Annotated in this window: 23 protein-coding genes and 2 pseudogenes; 7 read left to right on the forward strand and 18 right to left on the reverse strand. The window is 70.2% G+C overall.

Annotated elements, in window-relative coordinates; translation table 11 throughout:
- Positions 1-14: 14 nt before the first annotated feature.
- A complete protein-coding gene (locus PYR72_RS16600) occupies positions 15-365 on the reverse strand; it encodes an ATP/GTP-binding protein (RefSeq protein WP_275456064.1) in 351 nt (116 codons plus the stop codon).
- 221 nt (positions 366-586) lie between these two features.
- On the opposite strand from PYR72_RS16600, the gene PYR72_RS16605 reads away from it, so the two are divergent.
- Positions 587-1,615, forward strand: a complete 1,029-nt coding sequence (locus PYR72_RS16605) for an LLM class flavin-dependent oxidoreductase (protein WP_275456065.1) — start codon at positions 587-589, stop codon at positions 1,613-1,615.
- A 79-nt stretch (positions 1,616-1,694) separates the two neighbouring features.
- On the opposite strand, the gene PYR72_RS16610 is transcribed toward PYR72_RS16605, so the two are convergent.
- Positions 1,695-2,087 carry an SCO5389 family protein gene (locus PYR72_RS16610; RefSeq protein WP_005480204.1) on the reverse strand — a complete coding sequence of 131 codons (393 nt, stop codon included), beginning with the start codon at positions 2,085-2,087 and terminating at the stop codon, positions 1,695-1,697.
- A 394-nt stretch (positions 2,088-2,481) separates the two neighbouring features.
- On the opposite strand from PYR72_RS16610, the gene nucS reads away from it, so the two are divergent.
- Positions 2,482-3,153: an endonuclease NucS gene (nucS, locus tag PYR72_RS16615; protein ID WP_275456066.1), complete on the forward strand. Its 672-nt coding sequence runs from the start codon at positions 2,482-2,484 to the stop codon at positions 3,151-3,153.
- A 100-nt stretch (positions 3,154-3,253) separates the two neighbouring features.
- On the opposite strand, the gene PYR72_RS16620 is transcribed toward nucS, so the two are convergent.
- The 4 genes and pseudogenes from PYR72_RS16620 to PYR72_RS16635 all read right to left on the reverse strand — a co-directional run.
- Entirely contained in the window at positions 3,254-5,827 is a 2,574-nt protein-coding gene (locus PYR72_RS16620; RefSeq protein ID WP_275456067.1) for an ATP-binding protein, read from the reverse strand.
- Between the two features lie 256 nt (positions 5,828-6,083).
- Positions 6,084-6,407: an STAS domain-containing protein gene (locus PYR72_RS16625; RefSeq protein ID WP_059083632.1), complete on the reverse strand. Its 324-nt coding sequence runs from the start codon at positions 6,405-6,407 to the stop codon at positions 6,084-6,086.
- 184 nt (positions 6,408-6,591) lie between these two features.
- Entirely contained in the window at positions 6,592-7,440 is an 849-nt protein-coding gene (locus PYR72_RS16630; RefSeq protein WP_275456068.1) for a 3-hydroxyacyl-CoA dehydrogenase family protein, read from the reverse strand.
- A gap of 129 nt (positions 7,441-7,569) precedes the next feature.
- Positions 7,570-7,920 (reverse strand): annotated as a pseudogene (locus PYR72_RS16635) (TetR/AcrR family transcriptional regulator); the annotation flags it as partial.
- A 2-nt stretch (positions 7,921-7,922) separates the two neighbouring features.
- On the opposite strand from PYR72_RS16635, the pseudogene PYR72_RS16640 reads away from it, so the two are divergent.
- Positions 7,923-8,132: pseudogene (locus PYR72_RS16640) on the forward strand (ABC transporter permease); the annotation flags it as partial.
- Positions 8,133-8,145: 13 nt separating this feature from the next.
- Positions 8,146-8,718, forward strand: coding sequence for a cob(I)yrinic acid a,c-diamide adenosyltransferase (locus PYR72_RS16645; protein WP_275456069.1), 573 nt, complete (start codon positions 8,146-8,148; stop codon positions 8,716-8,718).
- A 75-nt stretch (positions 8,719-8,793) separates the two neighbouring features.
- On the opposite strand, the gene PYR72_RS16650 is transcribed toward PYR72_RS16645, so the two are convergent.
- Both PYR72_RS16650 and PYR72_RS16655 read right to left on the reverse strand, forming a co-directional pair.
- Complete coding sequence (locus tag PYR72_RS16650) at positions 8,794-8,991, reverse strand: DUF5708 family protein (protein ID WP_275456070.1); 198 nt, start codon at positions 8,989-8,991, stop codon at positions 8,794-8,796.
- A complete protein-coding gene (locus tag PYR72_RS16655) occupies positions 8,988-9,575 on the reverse strand; it encodes a hypothetical protein (protein WP_275456071.1) in 588 nt (195 codons plus the stop codon). The genes PYR72_RS16650 and PYR72_RS16655 overlap by 4 nt, the downstream gene beginning before the upstream one ends.
- 152 nt (positions 9,576-9,727) lie before the next feature.
- Between PYR72_RS16655 and PYR72_RS16660 the strand changes: the two genes are divergently transcribed.
- The 3 genes from PYR72_RS16660 to PYR72_RS16670 all read left to right on the forward strand — a co-directional run bounded on the left by PYR72_RS16660 (position 9,728) and on the right by PYR72_RS16670 (position 13,514).
- The gene (locus PYR72_RS16660) at positions 9,728-10,915 is read left to right on the forward strand and encodes a histidine kinase (protein ID WP_275456072.1); all 1,188 of its coding nucleotides are present in this window, start codon (positions 9,728-9,730) and stop codon (positions 10,913-10,915) included.
- Positions 10,912-11,553, forward strand: coding sequence for a response regulator transcription factor (locus PYR72_RS16665; RefSeq protein WP_275456073.1), 642 nt, complete (start codon positions 10,912-10,914; stop codon positions 11,551-11,553). The genes PYR72_RS16660 and PYR72_RS16665 overlap by 4 nt, the downstream gene beginning before the upstream one ends.
- 140 nt (positions 11,554-11,693) lie before the next feature.
- Positions 11,694-13,514: a glycoside hydrolase family 18 chitinase gene (locus PYR72_RS16670; protein ID WP_275456074.1), complete on the forward strand. Its 1,821-nt coding sequence runs from the start codon at positions 11,694-11,696 to the stop codon at positions 13,512-13,514.
- A gap of 3 nt (positions 13,515-13,517) precedes the next feature.
- On the opposite strand, the gene PYR72_RS16675 is transcribed toward PYR72_RS16670, so the two are convergent.
- The 10 genes from PYR72_RS16675 to PYR72_RS16720 all read right to left on the reverse strand — a co-directional run bounded on the left by PYR72_RS16675 (position 13,518) and on the right by PYR72_RS16720 (position 21,940).
- A complete protein-coding gene (locus tag PYR72_RS16675) occupies positions 13,518-13,970 on the reverse strand; it encodes a DUF2550 domain-containing protein (RefSeq protein WP_275456075.1) in 453 nt (150 codons plus the stop codon).
- Between the two features lie 149 nt (positions 13,971-14,119).
- Positions 14,120-14,494 carry a F0F1 ATP synthase subunit epsilon gene (locus tag PYR72_RS16680; protein ID WP_013000654.1) on the reverse strand — a complete coding sequence of 125 codons (375 nt, stop codon included), beginning with the start codon at positions 14,492-14,494 and terminating at the stop codon, positions 14,120-14,122.
- 128 nt (positions 14,495-14,622) lie between these two features.
- Positions 14,623-16,059 carry a F0F1 ATP synthase subunit beta gene (gene atpD, locus PYR72_RS16685; protein WP_275456076.1) on the reverse strand — a complete coding sequence of 479 codons (1,437 nt, stop codon included), beginning with the start codon at positions 16,057-16,059 and terminating at the stop codon, positions 14,623-14,625.
- Complete coding sequence (locus PYR72_RS16690) at positions 16,059-16,976, reverse strand: F0F1 ATP synthase subunit gamma (RefSeq protein WP_275456077.1); 918 nt, start codon at positions 16,974-16,976, stop codon at positions 16,059-16,061. The genes atpD and PYR72_RS16690 overlap by 1 nt, the downstream gene beginning before the upstream one ends.
- 21 nt (positions 16,977-16,997) lie before the next feature.
- Complete coding sequence (gene atpA / locus PYR72_RS16695) at positions 16,998-18,593, reverse strand: F0F1 ATP synthase subunit alpha (protein WP_275456078.1); 1,596 nt, start codon at positions 18,591-18,593, stop codon at positions 16,998-17,000.
- 152 nt (positions 18,594-18,745) lie between these two features.
- A complete protein-coding gene (locus tag PYR72_RS16700; RefSeq protein ID WP_275456079.1) occupies positions 18,746-19,561 on the reverse strand; it encodes a F0F1 ATP synthase subunit delta in 816 nt (271 codons plus the stop codon).
- Positions 19,558-20,106: a F0F1 ATP synthase subunit B gene (locus PYR72_RS16705; RefSeq protein WP_275456080.1), complete on the reverse strand. Its 549-nt coding sequence runs from the start codon at positions 20,104-20,106 to the stop codon at positions 19,558-19,560. The genes PYR72_RS16700 and PYR72_RS16705 overlap by 4 nt, the downstream gene beginning before the upstream one ends.
- 41 nt (positions 20,107-20,147) lie before the next feature.
- Complete coding sequence (gene atpE, locus PYR72_RS16710; RefSeq protein WP_037695385.1) at positions 20,148-20,381, reverse strand: ATP synthase F0 subunit C; 234 nt, start codon at positions 20,379-20,381, stop codon at positions 20,148-20,150.
- A 77-nt stretch (positions 20,382-20,458) separates the two neighbouring features.
- Positions 20,459-21,229: a F0F1 ATP synthase subunit A gene (gene atpB / locus PYR72_RS16715; RefSeq protein WP_275460429.1), complete on the reverse strand. Its 771-nt coding sequence runs from the start codon at positions 21,227-21,229 to the stop codon at positions 20,459-20,461.
- A 273-nt stretch (positions 21,230-21,502) separates the two neighbouring features.
- Positions 21,503-21,940 (reverse strand): hypothetical protein, encoded by a 438-nt coding sequence (locus PYR72_RS16720; RefSeq protein WP_275456081.1) that lies wholly within the window; start codon positions 21,938-21,940, stop codon positions 21,503-21,505.
- Positions 21,941-21,981 lie beyond the last annotated feature (41 nt).

Raw genomic sequence — 21,981 nt, forward strand, 5'->3', positions numbered from 1 at the left:
CGGCCGAGGGGGTGTCAGAACCTCGGCGCGTTACGGGACCGCTGCACCCGCGAGGTGCGGCGGTCCTTCGCGTTCCAGCACGCCTTGTGCCAGTGCCGACGCTCGTCGACGCCCGAGTGCTCGGGCCAAGCCACGACATGCGGGACCCCCGAGGCGATCATCTGGTCGCAGCCGGGGCAGCGGTAGGTCTTGCCCGCCGCGCTGGCGCCCGCCACATGGCGCACGCTCCACTCCTCGCCCCGCCAGGGCTCGCTGGTCTGCCAGCCGCCGTAGCGGTCGGACCGGTCCTCCTCCGCGCTGCGGCCTGACGGACCCGACGGACCCGACGAAGCCTGGTCCTTGGGGCGGTTGCGACGCGGGGACACGGGACACCTCACGGGGCTCGACGGGGGGCAGGGCCGGTCTCCAGCCTACGCGGGCCCGGTGGGGGTATGCGTACGTCACCAAACCCCCCAGATCGCCCTCCGCCCGGCCCATTCTGCAGACAATCCGCAAATCTCGCCGCCAGGCCGTGACTTCGTCACGTGTCCCCCGGTTATGCCGGTGGGGGAGCTCCCGAGTCGGAGCCGAGGAAGCAGGAAGAGCGATGCACGTAGGAACATTTGTACTGGGCGCCCAGTTCCCCGGCCAGGGTCAGGGCGAGGCGCTCCACCGGGCGGTACGGACCGCGGAGGTGGCCGAGGAGGCCGGGCTGGACGCGGTCTGGCTGGCCGAGCACCATTTCGTGCCGTACGGCACCTGCCCGTCGGCGATCACCCTCGCCGCGCTGCTGCTGGGCCGCACCCGGCGGATCCGGGTCGGCACGGCGGTCAGCGTACTGCCCACCGTCCACCCCGTGGCCCTGGGCGAACAGGCCGCCCTGCTGCACGTGACGTCCGGCGGACGCTTCTCGCTGGGGGTCGGACGCGGCGGCCCGTGGGTCGACCTGGAGGTGTTCGGCGCCGGACTCCCGGCGTACGAGACGGGCTTCCCGGAATCACTCGATCTGCTCATGCGCTGGCTGCGCGAGCCCTCGGTCTCGGCGTCGGGGGAACGATTCAGCTTCCGTGAGGTCCCGGTCGTCCCGAGGCCCGCCGAGGACCTGGACGAGACACCCGGCCCGGAGGTCGTCGTCGCCTGCACCTCGCCGACGAGCGTCAGGCTGGCCGCCGAGCGCGGGCTGTCGATGCTCCTCGGCATGCACGTCGGGGACGAGGAGAAGGCCGAGATGGTCGCCCTGTGGCGCAAGCACGCCCGGGCGGCGGGCCGTTCGCCGGAGGAGATCTCCGGCGCGGCCCATGTCTCGGCCGGCGTCTGCCAGATCGCCGACCGGCGCACCGACGCCGTGGAGGCGCTCACCAAGGCGATGCCGGGCTGGCTGAAGCAGGGCCTCGACGCCCATGTGACCGTCGACGGCCGGGCCCGCGCCATGCGGGACCCGCTGGCGTACACCGAACTGCTCTGCGGGCTGCACCCCGTGGGCACCCCCCGGCTGTGCGCCGACCGCCTCGCGGCCACCAGCGAGCGGACGGGCATCTCCCGCTTCGCCCTGCTGGTCGAGGGCTCCGGCGACCTGGCGGCGACGGAGGAGAACGTACGACGACTCGGTGCCGAGGTGCTGCCTCACCTCGGCTGAGCCACTGCGGGGAGCTTGCCGCCCCGGTTACTGATGCACCTCCCGCGGTTGGAGCGGCAAGCCGTGCTGCGTCACGACCTCAGCAGTCCCTGAGTTCCGGGGACTGGTTGAGGAGTTGGCCGCGGATCGAGGTGAAGCGGGCCAGCCTGTCGTCCACGGACGGGTCCAGAGGGAACACCGCCACGCGGTGGCAGTTCTGGAAGGCCAGCCGTACACCGAAGTGCCGCTGCAGCGCGCCGCGAATCGCGTCGCTGGCGAGCGCGCGCAGCAGTTGTCCGCGTGCCTGCTCGTCCGGCGGGGGCGTCTGGTTGTCGGCGAACTCTCCGCCGTCGACCTTCAGCTGGGCCACCAGAGAGCTGATCATCTCCCACGCGTAGGGCAGGGAGGTCCGGACGCAGTCGACGAAGGCGGCTTCGTCGACCTCGCCTCGCTCGGCCTGTTCGAGTAGGGCCGGTGAGACGTCGAGCGACATGGGTTCTCCTCTCGCACCCCCACAACAACAGGGGTTGACGGACAGGGTCGGAGAGCGCACGCCGAACACGCAGAGTGCACGGTCCGCGACCTCCAGTTTCTACGGTAAGGAACCGAACGGGGCCGCACCAGGAGATTGCGCGCACCGACACGACGTGGGACGCACACAATCAGCCAATGCCGAACAGGAGTTGACAGCGGCACATGCCGGAGGACGACGGAAGCCCACGTGAGAGGCCGGAGGAGGGTGACGGAGGGCGACAGCGACCGCACGGGACCGGCCGCGCGTCGAACGGCCCCCGGCCCCCGGCACCGGCCGCGGGGTGACCTCCGGGCCGGACGCCCACGGCGGTCGAATCGCGCGCACCCGTCGGCGTCGGATAGCGTTGCCGACCATGCGTCTCGTCATTGCCCGCTGCTCCGTCGACTACGCGGGCCGGCTCACCGCCCATCTCCCCTCGGCCCCCCGCCTGATCCTGGTGAAGGCGGACGGCAGCGTCTCGATCCACGCCGACGACCGGGCCTACAAGCCCCTCAACTGGATGTCGCCGCCCTGCACGCTGAAGGAGGGTGCCGGGGACGAGGCAGGCGTCTGGACCGTCATCAACAAGGCGGGCGAGAAGCTCATCATCACGATGGAGGAGGTCCTCCACGACTCCTCGCACGAACTGGGCGTCGACCCCGGCCTGATCAAGGACGGCGTCGAGGCGCACCTCCAGGAACTCCTCGCCGACCGCATCGAGACCCTCGGCGAGGGCTACACGCTCATCCGCCGCGAGTACATGACGGCCATCGGTCCCGTCGACATCCTGTGCCGGGACGCCGACGGCGCGACCGTCGCGGTCGAGATCAAGCGGCGCGGCGAGATCGACGGGGTCGAGCAACTCACGCGCTATCTGGAGCTGTTGAACCGCGACCCGCACCTCGCGCCGGTCCGCGGCATCTTCGCCGCCCAGGAGATCAAGCCCCAGGCCCGTGTCCTCGCCACCGACCGCGGCATCGGCTGCGCGGTCCTCGACTACGACGCCCTGCGCGGCATCGAGGACGACAAGCTGCGGCTGTTCTGAGTTCGGTCGGCGTCCGACGCACGACCCCGGGAGGGCCGGGTCCGAGGAACGGACCCGGCCCTCCCGCGTCGAACGGCGCGTCGAACGGGTGGAACGCGGCTCAGGCCGTCGTCCCGCCGGGTGAGCCGGCGCCGGATTCCGGGGCGGCGGCCGTCGGCTCGACGGCACGGGCGGAGGTGGGTGCGCTCGCGCTGCTGGTGTCGTCCGGTGGCGGCGGGTTCTCGCTGCCGCCGGACGGCGTCGGGGTGGGCGTGGGAGTCGGCGTGGGCGTGGGTGTCGGGGTCGGGGTGGGCGAGCCGGACTCGTCCTCGGAGTCCGACGGCGTCGGCTTCGGGGACGACTTCGTCGGGGTCGGCGTCGGCTTGCCCGTCGGCCCTTCCGTACCGCTCGGGTCGTCCGACGGCCCCGCGCTGCCCGTGGGCGTCGGGTCGTCCGACGTGCCGTAGGTGCCGTCCGGGCCCGGGTCGGTCGGCTCGGGCACGGCACCCGGGGTGTCGTCGTCCCCGCCCGTCTTGGGACGGTCCGCGACGAGCCCGCCGTCGTCGACGCCCGCGCTGGCGGAGGGGTTGACGCCGACCCGCTCCGCCGGGGTGTCGTCCTTGCGGTCGGAGGTCGCGCCCAGGGTCACCACGGTTCCCAGCACGGCGACGAGCAGCGCTCCCGCGCCCGTGGCGAGCAGGTTGCGCCGGGCACCCCCGACGAGGCTCCTGAGACCGGTGAACCGGTGCGCGGGCGTGGCGCCGCCGGACCCGTGCGTGACGAGGATGCCGTCGTCGGCCGGCGGGTACACCGCGGAGCCGCCGCCGGTGGCCGCCGCCGCGCCCGTCGCTCCCGGACCGGCCGTGCCGAAGCCCAGGGGTGTGTAGGCGGAGAGCCCGCCCCCGAGCGGACCCGGTTCCGGGTGCCGGACGTCCGGTACCTCCTCCCCCACCGCCGGACCGCCGGCCGGCGGGGTCGTCCCGGAGCGGTCGGCGACCAGGGCGAGGGCCCGGCGGCCGGCGACCGTGCCGCGCTTGTCCGCGAGGACGTTGCGCAGCCCGATGGAGGACTCCAGCTCGGCCCGCGCCCGCTCCAGCTGTCCGGAGCACAGGGCGAGGACACCCAGCTCGTGGTGGAAGTAAGCCAGTTCGGCGGTCTCGTCGGCGAGGCCGGCGGCCTCGGCACCGGCCCGGAGCGCCCGCTCCCAGGCGCTCCAGCGCTGACCCGCCGCGAACGCGGGCGCGGCCTGCCGGGCCAGCACCACGGCGGCGCTCTCCTCGCCCTCGCCGGGCGGGGTCGTGGCCGGCGCGAGCGCGGTGAGGGCGGCCAGGACGGCGTCCGCCTCGGCCGAGACGCGCTCGGGGGTGACCGAGGGGTGCCCGGCCCACCATGCGTAGTGCTGGGCGGCGGCCTCGGCGCGCGTCCCGGCGTCGTCGGCGTACCCGGCGGCCTCCAGCTGCGTGCGCACCCCGGCGGCGAGCCGGTAACGGGCACCGACAGGTGTCACCAGGGCGCAGCCGACCAGCTCGCCGAGGGCCGCGTCGGCGTGGGTGTCACCCACGAGGGCGGGCAGGTGCGCCTGGTGGGGGATCTCGCCGCCGAGCGCGACGGCGAACCGGAGGGTCTCGCGGGCCGAGGAGCCCAGCCGGGACGCGAGCAGCGCGGCGGGGGCGGCTCCCTCGGCGAGGGAGGGCAGGGGGACGTCACGCTCGTCCGCCGGCGGCCCGAAGGACGCGTCGACCAGTGACGGCGCCTCCTGGAAGACCCCGAACTCGTCGACGGCGTCCTCGCCGGCCCGCTGCCGGTCGCGCTGCCTGAGCAGTGCCCCGGCCTGGGTGAAGCGCAGCGGCAGCCCTTCGGACTCGAACCAGAGGTCGCCGGCCCAGTTGGACTCGTCCTCGGTGAGCGCCCGCCCGACGACCCGCTCCAGGAGCTCCTCGCTGCCGGCCCGGTCGAGCCCTCCGAGGACGACCTCCTCCAGGGGCGCGTCGGCGGACGGCAGCGGGGTGTCGGGGGTGGCGCCGATCAGAAAGGCGCACTCGGGGGTGGCGTCGAGGAGTTCGTCGAGGGCGATGCCGCCGAACTCCAGGTCGTCCAGGACGACGACCGCGCCGATCTCCCGCACGACGTCGGCGACCTGCGGCGGGGCGGGCCGGAACCCGGATGTGCTGTACACGGCTGCGAACAGTTCGTACAGCAGGTCGTCGACCGTGCGCCGGAAACCGCTCAGCCGGACGACACCGTCGGGGGCCAGGTCCGCGCAGTCCTCGGCGACCGCGTCGAGGAGGGTGGTGCGGCCCGAGCCGGGCGCGCCGGTGAGGCGGACGGAGCGGCCGCGGGCGAGGAGCCGTACGAGCCGCTCCCGCTCCTCGTCGCGCTGGATCAGCGGCAGCCGGGGCAGCGAGGGGCCCGGGGGCACCGGCGGGCGGGCGGCACGGTCGAGGGCGGCGCGCTCGTCGGACGTGTGTTTCGCGGGCCGACCAGGCAGTTCGCCCGGCGGGCAGTTCTCGATCTCGCTGCCGTCGACGGGGTTGACGGTGAGGAGGAAGTCGCCCGTCACGAGCCGGACGGTGCGGGCGAGCGCCGGAGCGTGCCGGTCGAAGTCCTGCGTCAGCGCGTCACGCGCCGGACGTCTGCTCTGCGCCTGTGCGTCGTCGTGGCCGTACTCTTCGGGTCCCCGGCTGTTCGGGTCCATCGGTTCAAGCCCCCCAAAAGCGTCTCGTGTGCTGGAGCCCCTCCCGGCCTGGTCGCACACCGCGCTGTCGCTTCTGGTCCGGAACCCGCTCGAGGGTAGCTGGCAGCGGGCAGCCGAACCCTAAACCTTTGCACAGTATCTACGACAGTCCGGGGTCCCACGCTGTCCGAGACATCACAGTCTCGTGAGGATTGCGGCGTGCACCGGCCGGGTGTCCCGCACACACCGAGCCATACGTAGAGATCCGCACACGCGTTCAGACTCTGGGCAACGACTCCAGACCGATACCGCCCTCGATGGCGAGGATGCGGTGCAGCCGGGTGGCCACGAGGAGCCGCTGCATCTGCGGCGGTACGGCGCGCAGCACCAGCCGCCGTCCGCACCGCCCCGCCCGCCGGTGGGCTCCCATGATCACCCCGAGTCCGGTGGCGTCCCAGGAGTCCAGCTCTGACAGGTCGAGCACCAGGTCGCCGGCTCCGTCGTCGACGGCCGCGTGCAGGACCGTACGGGCGTCCGCCGCGCTGCGTACGTCGAGGCGGCCCCCGACGACCAGCTCGGCGTGGTCGCCCCTGATGTACATAAGCGCTCCCCGTGAGTGCGTCTCGTACTCCGTGATGTGGGTGATGCAACGTCTGACGGCGTTGGGCACCGCCAGGTTGCCGTCTGTGAGCGAACCGATACCGAATTCACCTCAAGGGGTGAGGCCCAAGAGGCTCATGCGTTCACATGCGTGGGAAGTGCCGCCCGTGCCGCACGGGTCGGCGTCAGTAGCTGTAGAAGCCCTGCCCGCTCTTGCGTCCGATGTCACCGGCGTCCACCATCCGGCGCATCAGCTCCGGAGGAGCGAACTTCTCGTCCTGGGACTCCGTGTAGATGTTGCTCGTGGCGTGCAGCAGGATGTCGACGCCCGTCAGGTCGGCGGTGGCCAGCGGTCCCATCGCGTGGCCGAAGCCCAGCTTGCAGGCGAGGTCGATGTCCTCGGCGGTGGCGACGCCCGACTCGTACAGCTTCGCGGCCTCCACGACGAGGGCGGAGATGAGACGGGTGGTCACGAAGCCGGCGACGTCACGGTTGACGACGATGCAGGTCTTGCCGACCGACTCGGCGAACTCCCGCGCGGTGGCGAGCGTCTCGTCGCTCGTCTTGTAGCCGCGCACCAGTTCGCACAGCTGCATCATCGGCACCGGCGAGAAGAAGTGGACGCCGACGACGCGTTCGGGCCGCTCGGTGGCCGCCGCGATCTTGGTGATCGGGATGGCCGAGGTGTTCGAGGCGAGCACGGTGTCCTCGCGGACGACCTTGTCCAGGGCCCGGAAGATCTCGTGCTTGACCTCTAGCTTCTCGAAGACGGCCTCGACGACGACGTCCGCGTCGGCCGCCGCGTCGAGGTCGGTGGTGGCGGTGATCCGCCCCAGCGCCGCCTCGGCGTCCTCGGCCGTCAGCCTGCCCTTGCCCACGAACTTGTCGAACGACGCCGTGATGCCGCCGATGCCACGGTTCAGCGCCTCGTCGGTGACGTCGCGCAGCACGACGTCCCAGCCCGCCTGCGCGGACACCTGGGCGATGCCGGACCCCATGAGCCCGGCTCCGATGACGGCGAGCTTCCGTGCCACTGTGCGACTCCCCTGGTACGCGCTGTCGATGGGTTACCTCTCCGGCGGACACTAGCGCTCGTGAGGGTCCGTGTGACCGCTTAGTAACGCGAGTCACGTCTCAAGGGGCGGACATCACACCGGCAGCGCTCACGGAGAGGGGCGTACGGCGTAGTTGAGCAGCTTCTCGCTCAACAGGCCCTCCGTCCCGTCCAGGAGAAGAAGCACCTCTCGGGACACTTCGCCCGGATTGCGCCCGGCGCGCATCTCGCGTCCGACGACGGCCGTCACCGTCCGGTGGACCCAGTTGATCTGACCCGCGATCAGGGTGGGCAGCGCGTCGTCGGGAGCCGCGCCGGCCTCCTCCCGCAGGGCCGCCTCCAGGTTGTCCTGGACCTCCTGCCGGATGCTCCACAGCCGGGACCGCAGGGCGGGCGCCTCGTGGATGGCCCGCAGGAAGCGGTCGTAGCCCTCCATCAGGCCCACGCGCGGCGAGACCGCCCGGCCTGGTGCCGCCGGTGTCCCTGGCCCCGGGCCGGCCGGACGTCCTGTCCCGCTTCGTGCCGTTCCGCTGTCTCGTGGACGCGATGCGTGACGCGCACCTCGGGGCGTACGCCACCCCGGCCATGCTCCAGGGCGTCCTGGTCGCCGTCGGTCTCGCGGGGCTCGCCGTGACGGTGGGCACACGGGTCTTTCGGACGGCCGGGGCCTAACTACGCTGGTCGCATGGTCAATCTGACGCGCATCTACACCAGGACCGGCGACAAGGGCACCACCAACCTCGGCGACATGAGCCGGGTGCCCAAGACCGATCCGCGGATCTCGGCGTACGCCGACGCCAACGAGGCCAACGCGGCCATCGGGACGGCGATCGCGCTCGGCGGGCTGGAGGAGGAGATCGTCCAGGTCCTCACCCGCGTCCAGAACGACCTGTTCGACGTGGGCGCGGACCTCTCCACGCCCGTCGTCGACAACCCCGAGTTCCCGCCGCTGCGCGTCGAGCAGTTCTACGTCGACAGGCTGGAGGCGGACTGCGACCGGTTCAACGAGCGGCTGGAGAAGCTCCGCTCCTTCATCCTGCCCGGCGGCACCCCCGGCGCGGCCCTGCTGCACCAGGCGTGCACGGTGGTCCGGCGGGCCGAGCGCTCGACGTGGGCGGCCCTGGAGGCCCACGGCGAGGACATGAACCCCCTCACCGCGACCTACCTCAACCGCCTCTCCGACCTCCTGTTCATCCTGGCGAGGACGGCGAACAAGGAGACCGGGGACGTGCTGTGGGTGCCGGGCGGGGAGCGGTAGCGGAACCCTGCGGCCCGGGCGGGGAGCGGTAGCGGAACCCTGCGGCCCGGGCGTGATCCGAACGACCTGCCCGGGCTAGGACCCCCGGGTGCCGCGAACCCGCTGGTAGAGGCCGGTGGTGATGAGGACGCCGCCCACGCACATCATCACCGCACCGACCTTGGTCAGGGTCACGACCGGCACCTCCACCCCGTCCGTGAAGAGCCACAGCACCAGGCCGGCGACGAAGGTGCCGGCCCCGTCCCGCAGGTTGCCGGCCGCCGTCGCGCTCATCGTCCGGCCCTCTCCTTCTCGACGGTGACCCGCTCCCCGGTGTCCGACGCGCCCGGGTCCTTCTTCGGCCAGATCGTGTAGGCGAGGGCGACCAGGCCGTGGATGCCCGCGCCCCGCAGGGCGAGCCACTGGAACGACCTCAGCGAATCGACGTTCCCGTCGTCGCCGACGTACCAGACGGCCAGCTGGAGCAGGGTCAGCGCCACCCCGGCCGCCACCACCGTCCGCACCCACAGCATCCCCTCGTGGCGGGCGCGGGCCAGGCCGTACTTCGGGGGCCCCGCCGGTTTGGGGCCCCCGCCCAGGCGGTGCGCCGCCCAGACGTCCATCCGGCCGATCATGTAGTGGCCGTAGCCCACGGTGAAGCCGATGTAGAGGGCCGCGATCCCGTGCTCCCAGCTGGGCTCGGCGCCGTTCTTCAGGTCGATCGCGGTCACGACGAACAGCACCAGCTCCAGCACGGGCTCGCAGAGCAGCAGCACGACACTGGTCCGGCGCCTCTTCAGCAGATAGCGGACGGCCAGGGCCAGCGCCAGCAGCACCCAGAAGCCGACCTCACAGGCGATGATCAACGCGACGATCACGACTCGCTCCTCTCGGTCACCCTTCCAGGCTCCCGGCGGGCCGCCGCCGATGCGTCGTCTGCGGTGACGAGGTCGCCGTACATCGAAGGATGCAGTCCAGGACCGTTCCCGGGGATCAGGCGCCGTGGGCTCGTCGCGTGTTGGATGGGGACATGGCCGTTCGACCGCCCCGCCCGCACCGCACGGACGTGTACATCGCCACCGCCGGACTCCTCGGCGGGCTGCTGCTGTGGGGGCTGGGCCTCGACGTGCGCACCCCGCACGACGGGATCGTGGTCCTGGAGGCCCACGGGTGGGTCCTGCCGCCCCTCGTCGTGATGGCCGGCTGCGAGGCGCTGCGCCGGACCATGCCGCGGACCGCCCTGCTGGTCGGCTGGGCCGCGCTGACGCTGGACACCATCACCCAGGGCAACCTGATCACGGTCCTGATGTTCACCGACCTGGTGTACGCCGCCGTGCTGTACGGCCGGACCGCCACGGCCCGCCGGGTGCCCCTGGTCTGCGGACTGGTGACCGTCGCCTTCACCGTGGTCCCGCTCATGGCCTTCCGGAAGCCGGACGCGCTGCTCATCGGGGTGGTGGTCGGCCTGGTCTCCGTCATGCCCGCCGCCACCGGCCTGATCGTCCGCAACCACCGCGACGCCGCCGAGGCCGCCCGGCTGCGCGCCGAACAGACCGCCCTGCTGGCGGAGATGGACCGCACCCAGGCCGTCGCGGCCGAACGGGCGCGCATGGCACGGGAGTTGCACGACATGGTCGCCAACCACCTCTCGGCGATCGCGATCCACTCCACGGCCGCGCTCTCCCTCGACGACCCGGACACCTCCATGGAGGCCCTCGGGGTCATCCGCGAGAACAGCGTCGAGGGCCTGGCCGAGATGCGCAGACTGATCGGCATCCTGCGGGACGCCGGCGCCGACACCGAACCGTCCGCCGCACCCACCCTCGACGGGCTCGGCTCCCTCGTCGAGGGCGCCCGCACCAACGGCCTCGACGTCACCCTCGACGCCGGCCACGGCGGCGCCCTCCCCGCCCCCGTGGAACTGGCCGCCTACCGCATCGTCCAGGAGTCGCTGACCAACGCCCTCAAGCACGCCTCCCCCGGCCGGGTCGCGGTGGTGCTGCGGCGGGCGGACGGCTCCCTCGGTATCGACGTGACCAGCCCGTACGGCGACCGCGACCGGCCGGGCGCCCCCGGTTCCGGCGCCGGACTGGTCGGGATGCGCGAGCGGGTCGCCCTGCTGGGCGGCACCTTCGAGGCGGGCCCCGAGGGCACGGCCCGGGGCAAGATCTGGAGCGTCCGCGCCACCCTCCCCGTCACCGAAGGAGAACCCGCATGATCCGTGTGCTCGTCGCCGAGGACCAGTCCGCCGTACGGGCCGGGCTGGTCCTCATCCTGCGCAGCGCGCCGGACATCGAGGTGGTCGGCGAGGCGGCGGACGGGGAGCGGGCGGTCGCGCTCGCCCGCGAACTGCGGCCGGACCTGGTGCTGATGGACGTGCAGATGCCCCGCCTGGACGGGGTGTCGGCGACCCGCCAGGTCGTCGCCGAGGGCCTGGCCGACGTCCTGGTGCTCACCACGTTCGACCTCGACGAGTACGTCTTCGGGGCACTGCGCGCCGGCGCCGCCGGGTTCCTGCTGAAGAACACCGAGGCGAGGGACCTCGTCGAGGCGGTACGGACGGTGGGGCGCGGCGAGGGGCTGATCGCCCCGGCCGTCACCCGGCGGCTGATCGCCGAGTTCGCCTCCGGGCCCGCACGCGAACCCGCGGTCGACCCGGTGGTCCTGGACTCGCTCACCCGGCGGGAACGGGAGGTGCTCGGCTGTCTGGGTGCCGGCCTGTCGAACGCGGAGATCGCCGGACGGCTGGACATGGCCGAGGCGACGGTGAAGACGCACGTCAGCCGTCTGCTGGGGAAGCTCGACCTGCGCAGCCGGGTGCAGGCCGCGGTGCTGGCACGGGAGTTGGGGGTCTGACCTTCCCGGGGTGTCCCGCATGAGCGCACTGGTCCAGACCCATTGACCTATGGTCCAGACCTTTCTATTCTCGCCCCACTGCGCCACGTCATGCTCATGTTCAAGAGCACATGCTCAAGACACCCCACAAGGAGGCGCACATGCGCTTCAGGCACAGATTCACAGCGGGTCTCGCCACCCTCCTCCTCCCCCTCTTCGGACTGGTCGGCCTCGCCACCCCCGCGCACGCGGCCACGGAAGCCACCGCCACCTACGCCAAACCCCAGGACTGGGGCTCCGGTTTCGAAGGCAAGTGGACCGTCAAGAACACCGGGACGACCACGATCAGCTCCTGGACCGTCGAGTGGGACTTCCCCTCCGGCACGTCCGTCACCTCCGCCTGGGACGCGGACGTCACCTCCTCCGGCACCCACTGGACCGCCAAGAACAAGTCCTGGAACGGCAGCCTCGCCCCGGGCGCCTCCGTCTCCTTCGGTTTCAACGGGAGCGGCTCAGGCTCCCCTTCGAACTGCAAGCTGAACGGCGGCAGTTGTGACGGCGGCCCGTCCGTCCCCGGTGACGCGGCCCCCTCCGCCCCCGGCACCCCGACCGCCTCGGACGTCACCACCACCTCGGTGAAACTGAGCTGGAGCGCCGCCACCGACGACAAGGGCGTCAAGAACTACGACGTCCTGCGGGGCGGCACCAAGGTCGCCACCGTCACCGGCACCACCTACACCGACACCGGCCTGAGCGCCGGCACCGACTACTCGTACACCGTCCAGGCCCGCGACACCGCCGACCAGACCGGACCGCTGAGCGGCGCGGCCGCCGTACGCACCACGGGCGGCACGAACCCGAACCCCGGCTCCAAGATCAACCTCGGCTACTTCACCGAGTGGGGCGTCTACGGCCGCAACTACCACGTCAAGAACCTGGTGACCTCGGGCTCGGCATCCAAGATCACCCACATCAACTATGCCTTCGGCAACGTCAAGAACGGCCAGTGCACGGTCGACGACACCTACGCCGCCTACGACAAGGCCTACACCGCCGACCAGTCCGTCAGCGGCACCGCCGACACCTGGGACCAGCCGCTGCGCGGCAACTTCAACCAGCTCCGCCAGCTCAAGGCGAAGTACCCGCACATCAAGGTGCTGTACTCGTTCGGCGGCTGGACCTACTCCGGCGGCTTCGGCCAGGCCGCGCAGAACCCCGCCGCCTTCGCCAAGTCCTGCAAGGCGGTCGTGGAGGACCCGCGCTGGGCCGACGTCTTCGACGGCATCGACATCGACTGGGAGTACCCGAACGCCTGCGGTCTGACGTGTGACACCAGCGGGCCGGCGGCCTTCAAGAACCTGATGTCCGCCCTGCGTACCGAGTTCGGCGCGAACTACCTGGTCACCGCCGCGATCACCGCCGACGGCTCCTCCGGCGGCAAGATCGACGCGGCCGACTACGGCGGCGCCGCGACCCATCTGAACTGGTACAACGTGATGACGTACGACTATTTCGGCGCCTTCGACGCGGACGGCCCGACCGCCCCGCACTCGCCGCTCACCTCCTACCCCGGCATCCCGGCGGCGGGCTTCAACTCCGCCGACGCGATCGCCAAGCTGAAGGCGAAGGGCGTCCCCGGCTCCAAGCTGCTGCTCGGCATCGGCTTCTACGGGCGCGGCTGGACCGGCGTCACCCAGTCCGCCCCCGGCGGCACGGCGACCGGCGCGGCCCCCGGCACCTATGAGGCGGGCATCGAGGACTACAAGATCCTGAAGAACTCCTGCCCGGTCACCGGCACCATCGCGGGCACGGCCTACGCCCACTGCGGCAGCAACTGGTGGAGCTACGACACCCCGTCCACCATCGCCGGAAAGATGACCTGGGCAAAGAACCAGGGCCTGGGCGGCGCCTTCTTCTGGGAGTTCAGCGGCGACACGGGCAACGGAGAGCTGGTGAACGCGATCAGCAATGGACTCAAGTAGAAGCTAGGCCACATTGACGCGCTGACCGGGCGGGGCTGCCTCCAGCCACGCGAGGAAACCGGTCAGCGCGTCCTCGCTCATCGCCAGTTCGAGCCGGGTCCCGCGGTGTAGACACGCGAGGATCACGGCGTCGGAGAGGAGTGCCATCTCCTCCTCGCCCTCGGGGGTGCGGCGCCCGGCCACCTCGATCGCGGCACGCTCCAGGACACGGCGGGGGCGGATGGAGTACGAGAAGACGCGGTACCACTCGATGCGGTCGCCGTTGTAGCGGGCGACTCCGTAGCCCCAGCCCTTGCCGCTCTCGCCGTCCCCGGGTTTCTCGGGCGCGTTCCAGCGCAGGCTGCAGTCGAAGGTGCCGCCGGAGCGCTGGATGAGGCGCCTGCGCAGTCCGAAGACGAAGAGCCCCACCACCACGAGCGCGATCACCGACCCGCACACAGCCAGAGCGAGGACCATCGACACCGACCTCCTCGTCTCCTAGGTAATGCCACTGCTAGGTAATGGAACGTAAAAAACACCCACATTCGCCTCAGCCGCGGCCGGATCAGGATGAAGTCATCCAGACCCAGCCGCGGCTGAGGTACAGCATCACACGGCGTGCGGGCTCAGCGCGCCGCCGCCGTACGCAGTCGTACATCCGCGCGGCGCTCGGCGGCGGCGTCGCCGGCCGCCTTCGCCCGCTCCAGCTCGCGCTCCGCGCTCTGGACGTCGATCTCGTCGGCCAGCTCGGCGACCTCGGCCAGCAGGGACAGCTTGTTGTCCGCGAACGAGATGAAACCGCCGTGCACGGCGACGACGACGGTGCCGCCGTCACTCGTACGGATGGTCACCGGGCCCGACTCCAGCACACCGAGCAGCGGCTGGTGACCGGGCATGACGCCGATGTCGCCGGACGTGGTACGGGCGACGACCAGGGTGGCCTGGCCGGACCAGACCTCTCGGTCGGCCGCGACCAGCGCGACGTGCAGCTCAGCAGCCAAGATGGCTCCTCGGGTCACCACCCGGCGGTTCCGCCGGGTGTTGGGTCAATTCTAGTGGGAGTACAGAGAAGGGCGGGACAGCACCCCAAGAGGTACGGTCTCGCCCCCTCTGCCACGAGTGCCTGACGTCAGCTGACGCCGAGCTCCTTCGCGTTCTTCTTGAGGTCCTCGATACCACCGCAGAGGAAGAACGCCTGCTCCGGGAAGTGGTCGTACTCACCGTCGATGATCGCGTTGAACGCGGTGATCGACTCGTCCAGCGGCACGTCCGACCCGTCGACGCCGGTGAACTGCTTGGCGACGTGGGTGTTCTGGGACAGGAAGCGCTCCACGCGACGGGCGCGGTGGACGGTGAGCTTGTCCTCCTCGCCGAGCTCGTCGATACCGAGGATCGCGATGATGTCCTGGAGGTCCTTGTACTTCTGCAGGACCGTCTTGACGCGCATCGCCGTGTTGTAGTGGTCCGCCGCGATGTAGCGGGGGTCCAGGATGCGGGACGTGGAGTCCAGCGGGTCCACGGCCGGGTAGATGCCCTTCTCGGAGATCGGACGGGAGAGAACCGTCGTCGCGTCGAGGTGGGCGAAGGTGGTGGCCGGGGCCGGGTCGGTCAGGTCGTCCGCGGGGACGTAGATCGCCTGCATCGAGGTGATCGAGTGACCACGGGTCGAGGTGATGCGCTCCTGGAGGAGACCCATCTCGTCGGCCAGGTTCGGCTGGTAGCCCACCGCGGAGGGCATACGGCCGAGCAGGGTCGAGACCTCGGAACCGGCCTGGGTGAAGCGGAAGATGTTGTCGATGAAGAACAGCACGTCCTGCTTCTGCACATCGCGGAAGTACTCCGCCATGGTCAGACCGGCCAGGGCCACGCGCAGACGGGTGCCCGGGGGCTCGTCCATCTGGCCGAAGACCAGCGCGGTCTTGTCGATGACGCCCGAGTCGGCCATCTCCTCGATGAGGTCGTTGCCCTCACGGGTGCGCTCACCGACACCGGCGAACACGGAGACACCGTCGTGGTTGTTGGCGACGCGGTAGATCATCTCCTGGATGAGCACCGTCTTGCCGACGCCGGCACCACCGAACAGACCGATCTTTCCACCCTTGACGTACGGGGTGAGAAGGTCGATGACCTTGACGCCGGTCTCGAACATCTCGGTCTTCGACTCGAGCTCGTCGAAGTTCGGGGCCTTGCGGTGGATGCCCCAGCGCTCGCCCGAGTACTTCTCGTCGGTGTTCAGCACCTCACCGAGGGTGTTGAACACCTTGCCCTTGGTGAAGTCGCCGACGGGGACGGTGATGGAGGCACCGGTGTCGGTGACCGGGGCCTGGCGGACCAGACCGTCGGTGGGCTGCATGGAGATGGTGCGGACCAGGCCGTCACCCAGGTGCTGGGCGACCTCCAGAGTCAGCGTCTTCTTCGCGCCGTCCTCGGCCGGGTCGGCGACCTCGACGTGAAGGGCGTTGTAGATGTCGGGCATGGCGTCGACGGGGAACTCCACGTCGACGACCGGGCCGATGACCCGGGCGACGCGGCCCGTGGCAGCGGCCGTCTCAACTGTCGTCGTCATTACCTGTCACTCCCCGCGTTCGCGTCGGCCAGGGCTGCGGAGCCACCGACGATCTCGCTGATTTCCTGGGTGATTTCGGCCTGGCGGGCCGCGTTGGCAAGGCGGGAGAGCGTGTTGATCAGCTCGCCCGCGTTGTCGGTGGCCGACTTCATCGCGCGGCGGGTGGCGGCGTGCTTGGAAGCGGCCGACTGGAGCATCGCGTTGTAGATACGGCTCTCGACATAGCGCGGCAGCAGGGCGTCGAGGACGTCCTCCGCCGACGGCTCGAAGTCGTACAGCGGAAGGATCTCGCCCTTCGGCGCCGACTCCGCGGCCACCTCGTCGAGGCTGAGCGGCAGCAGACGGGCGTCGAGCGCCGTCTGCGTCATCATCGAGACGAACTCGGTGAAGACGATGTGGAGTTCATCCACGCCGCCGTCGGCCGTGTCCTTCTCGATGGCCTCGATGAGCGGACCCGCGACCTTCTTCGCGTCCGCGTAGGTGGGCTCGTCGGTGAAGCCCGACCACGACTCCACGACCTTGCGCTCGCGGAAGTTGTAGTGGGCCAGACCGCGGCGGCCGACGATGTACGTGTCGACCTCCTTGCCCTCCGCCTGGAGGCGCGCCGTCAGCTGCTCGGCGACCTTGATGGCGTTGGAGTTGAAGGCGCCGGCCAGTCCGCGGTCGCTCGTGAGGAGCAGCACCGCGGAACGGGTCGCCGTCTCCGCCTCCGTGGTCAGCGGGTGCTTGGTGTTCGAACCGGCACCGACCGCCGTGACCGCGCGGGTGAGCTCGGCCGCGTACGGCGCGGAGGCCGCCACCTTGCGCTGCGCCTTGACGACGCGCGAGGCGGCGATCATCTCCATCGCCTTGGTGATCTTCTTGGTCGCGGTGACGGATCGGATGCGACGCTTGTAGACCCGGAGCTGGGCTCCCATGAGTCAGGTCCCTTCCTTACGTCACTTGGAGACGTTGACGGCCGGGGCGTCCTCGCCGAGCAGCTTGCCGTCCGAGGTCTCGAACTGCTTCTTGAACTCGGCGATCGCGTCGGCGACAGCGGTGAGGGTGTCGTCCGACATCTTGCCGCCCTCCTTGATGGAGGTCATGAGGCCCTGCTCCTTGCGGTGCAGGTACTCCAGCAGCTCCTTCTCGAAGCGGCGGACGTCGGCGACGGGGACGTCGTCCATCTTGCCGGTGGTGCCGGCCCAGACGGAGACGACCTGGTCCTCGGTCGGCATCGGCTGGTACTGCGGCTGCTTCAGCAGCTCGACCAGACGCTGACCCCGCTCCAGCTGCGACTTCGACGCGGCGTCCAGGTCGGAACCGAAGGCGGCGAACGCCTCCAGCTCGCGGTACTGGGCGAGGTCGAGGCGCAGACGGCCGGAGACCTGCTTCATCGCCTTGTGCTGCGCGGAACCACCGACTCGGGAGACGGAGATACCGACGTTCAGCGCGGGGCGCTGACCGGCGTTGAAGAGGTCCGACTCCAGGAAGCACTGGCCGTCGGTGATGGAGATGACGTTGGTCGGGATGAACGCCGAGACGTCGTTGGCCTTCGTCTCGACGATCGGCAGACCGGTCATCGAGCCGGCACCCAGCTCGTCGGAGAGCTTCGCGCAGCGCTCCAGCAGGCGGGAGTGCAGGTAGAAGACGTCACCCGGGTAGGCCTCACGGCCCGGCGGGCGGCGCAGCAGCAGCGACACGGCGCGGTAGGCGTCGGCCTGCTTCGACAGGTCGTCGAAGATGATGAGGACGTGCTTGCCCTCGTACATCCACTGCTGACCGATGGCCGAACCGGTGTACGGCGCCAGGTACTTGAAGCCGGCCGGGTCGGACGCCGGGGCGGCGACGATGGTCGTGTACTCCAGCGCGCCGGCCTCTTCGAGGGCGCCACGCACGGAGGCGATGGTCGAGCCCTTCTGGCCGATGGCGACGTAGACGCAGCGGACCTGCTTGTTCACGTCACCGGAGCGCCAGTTGTCGCGCTGGTTGATGATCGTGTCGACGGCCAGGGCGGTCTTGCCGGTCTGGCGGTCGCCGATGATCAGCTGACGCTGGCCGCGGCCGACCGGGGTCATGGCGTCGACGGCCTTGTAGCCGGTCTCCATCGGCTCGTGCACCGACTTACGGGCCATGACGCCGGGAGCCTGCAGCTCCAGGGCACGGCGACCGGACGTCTCGATCTCGCCGAGGCCGTCGATCGGGTTGCCGAGCGGGTCGACGACGCGGCCGAGGTAGCCCTCGCCCACGGCGACCGACAGGACCTCACCGGTACGGCTGACCGGCTGGCCCTCCTCGATGCCGCTGAACTCACCGAGGACGATGGCGCCGATCTCGCGCTCTTCCAGGTTGAGCGCGAGGCCGAGGGTGCCGTCCTCGAACTTCAGCAGTTCGTTGGCCATGGCCGAGGGAAGACCCTCGACCTTCGCGATGCCGTCGCCGGCAAGCGTGACCGTACCGACCTCTTCGCGCGAGGCCGCGTCCGGCTGGTACGACTGGACGAAGTTCTCCAGCGCGTCCCGGATCTCCTCCGGCCGGATCGTGAGCTCCGCCATCTGGGTTCCCTGCTCTCCTTGTTGGGCCCGAAGTTTCACTTTGGGGGGACCTGAACTACCGGACTCCCCCCTGAAAGAGGTGAATCCTCTGCACGGCCCAACCGGGCCGCAGACATGCGTACGTACTGCTACTTACTGCTATGAAGTTTGGGCTAGCTCGCCAGGCGGCGGCCGGCGTCCTCGAGCCGGTCCGCGATCGAGCCGTTGATCAGCTCGTCGCCGACCAGGACCCGGATCCCGCCGAGGACGCCTGGGTCCACGTCGAGGTTGAGGTGCATGGCACGGCCGTAGAGCTTCGCCAGGGCGGCGCCGAGGCGGCGCTTCTGCGCGTCGCTCAGCGGGACCGCCGAGGTGACGACGGCGACCACGCGGTCACGGCGCTCGGCGGCGAGCTTGGACAGGGAGTCGAGTCCCGCTTCCAGGCTACGTCCACGCGGCGCTGCGACGAGTCGCGTCACCAGACGCTCGGTGGTGGCCTTGGCGCGGCCGCCGAGCAGGCTGCGCAGCAGCTCGCCCTTGGCCGAGGCACCGGCGGCACGGTCGGTCAGCGCGGACCGCAGCTCGGTGTTCGAGGCGACGATCCGGCCGAAGCGGAACAGCTCGTCCTCGACGTCGTCGAGCGAGCCCGACTGCTGCGCGGCGGTGAGGTCGGCGACGGAGGCCAGCTGCTCCAGCGCGTCCACCAGGTCGCGGGGCTGCGACCAGCGGGAGCGCACCAGACCGGACACCAGGTCGGCCGTGGTCGCGCCGACCTGGCCGCCGAGGATACGGCCGGCCAGTTCGGCCTTGGCCTCGCCCGCCTGCGCCGGGTCGGTGAGGACCCGACGCAGCGACACCTCACGGTCGAGCAGCGCGGTGACGGCGGCCAGCTCGTCGGCGAGACGCGCCGCGTCCACGGACGTGGAGTCCGTCAACGCGTCGAGACGCGTCCGTGCGGCTGCCAGGGCCTCGCGGCTCGCTCCGTTCATCGCGCGGCCTCGGCCTTCTCCTCAAGATCATCGAGGAAACGGTCGATGACGCGGCTCTGCCGGGCGTGGTCCTCCAGGGACTCACCGACGAGCTTGCCGGCCAGGTCGGTGGCGAGCTTGCCCACGTCCTGACGCAGCGCCGAAGAGGCGGCCTTGCGGTCGGCCTCCAGCTGCGAGTGACCGGCGGCGATGATCTCCTCGCGCTGCCGCTGGCCCTCGGCCCGCATCTCGGCGATGAGCGTGGCGCCCTGCTCCTGCGCCTCCTGGCGCAGCCGCGCGGCCTCGTGCCGGGCTTCGGCGAGCTGAGCCTTGTACTGCTCGAGCACGCTCTGGGCCTCGACCTTCATGGCGTCGGCCTCTTCGATACCGCCTTCGATCGCCGCGCGACGCTCTTCCAGAACCTTGTTGATGTTCGGGAGGAGCTTCTTCCAGAAGAAGAAGAACACGATGGCGAAGGCGATGGCGCCCACGAGCAGCTCGGGGCCGGGAGGAATAAGCGGGTTCTGCTTTTCCTCGGCCGCCAGCTGTACCAGGTTGGCGATCACATCAGTGCCTCTCGTTGAAAGGTTCGCTCGTCAGGGCTCGATCATCCGTAGACGAACGGCATGACGATGCCGATGAGGGCGAGCGCCTCACAGAAGGCGAAGCCGAGGATCTGGTTGGCACGGATCAGGCCGGCGGCCTCGGGCTGGCGGGCGAGGGCCTGGGTGCCGTTACCGAAGATGATGCCGACGCCGACGCCGGGGCCGATGGCGGCGAGGCCGTAGCCGACAGCACCGATGTTGCCTTCGAGGGCGGCGAGGGTCTCCATGGCAGCCATGCTGATTCTTCCTTCTCTTTCAAGGACCGGCGGGGGTTGGCCACCGGACGTTCTGGGGGTGGGTGAAGCGGCGGGGCTCAGTGGTGCTCGGCGAGCGCGCCCTGGATGTACGAGCAGGCGAGGAGCACGAAGACGTACGCCTGGACGGCCTGCACGAAGAGCTCGAAGAGGATCATGACGATGGTCATGACGAAGGAGACACCGGCCGCCGGGATCATCCAGCTGTTCAGCAGGTACCAGGAGGCGACGGTGAACATGACCAGCATCAGGTGGCCGGCGAACATGTTGGCGAACAGTCGCACCGCGTGCGTGAACGGCCGGACCAGCAGGTTCGAGAAGAACTCGATGACCATCACGAGCGGCAGCACCGGGCCGAGCGACTTGTCGTAGCCGGTGACGTTCTTGAAGAAGCCGACGAAGCCGTGCCTCTTGAAGGTCATCGAGACCCAGACCACGTAGACGATGCCGGCCAGGACCATCGGGTAGGCGATGATCGACGAGACCGGGAACTGGGCCAGCGGGATCACGGACCAGATGTTCATGACCCAGATGAAGAAGAAGAGCGAGACCATCAGCGGGACGTACTTCTCGCCCTCCTTCCGGCCCAGCGTCTCGTAGACGATGCCGCGGCGTACGAAGTCGTAGCCGGCCTCACCGATCATCTGCAGCTTGCCCGGTACCACCTTGGCCTTGCCGAAGGCCAGGGTGAAGAAGGTGATCACCAGGAGGGTGGTGATGAGCGCGAGCAGCATCACCTTGTTGAACTCGAACCCCCCGACCGTGGCGATCGGCTTGAAGAGGAACGAGTGCAGGCCCGGAGCCGGGAAGCCACAGCCGTTGTCGGACATGATCCGACAGCTCCAGTCAAAGGCGAGCTGGGTCTGGTCAGCACTCACCACGGGCTCCTTCGGCGTGACGCATGGGTACGGCAACCTCGTTGTGTCGGCGCGGCGCGCAGCCGCGGGTCGGCACTGGACTGGTGTTACGGATGTGGGGGCGGCTGGGGGGCATCAAGCCTCGCGTTTGAGCAGGCGTCAGCTCAGATGCCCGCGCCCGCGATGCCGCAGTTGGCACCGGACGATAGCAGGACTTCGTACACGCCCTTATCCCGGCCCTACTCCTCACGACGAGTGCCCCGATTTTTCGGGCTTTCCGCCCGTGGACGCATCGGGTTCGACGTAGAGGATCTTGGCCTTCATATGCGCGCGCGTCTGTGCCGCGATCCACACGAGCGTGGTGGCGACGAGCGTGAATGCGAAAGCCCGGGGGTGGAACAGCGTGGTGTTCTTGAACGCGGACAGGAAGATGAACAACAGCAGGATCTGTGCCGCGTAGAGCATCAAGCCCATCATCTGGAACAGATGAGGAAGCGATTTGGCGGTGCGCTGCAGAACGTAGAGCCCGATTCCCATGAAGAGGATCGTGATCACCGTCGCGACGACAGCACCGAGAGCCCCCTTGCCTCCGACGACCACGCCGCTGACCACAGCGGCGATCGCGCCGACGGCTGCCGTGGGTACGGCGGCCTGAACGAGGGTCCGGACGTCATTGGACGGCATGGCGGCAACTCCGCTTGCTGAGGGGGCAGGGTGTCGTCATG

Source organism: Streptomyces sp. VNUA24 (assembly GCF_029167005.1).
In the GTDB taxonomy this organism is placed as follows: domain Bacteria; phylum Actinomycetota; class Actinomycetes; order Streptomycetales; family Streptomycetaceae; genus Streptomyces; species Streptomyces scabiei.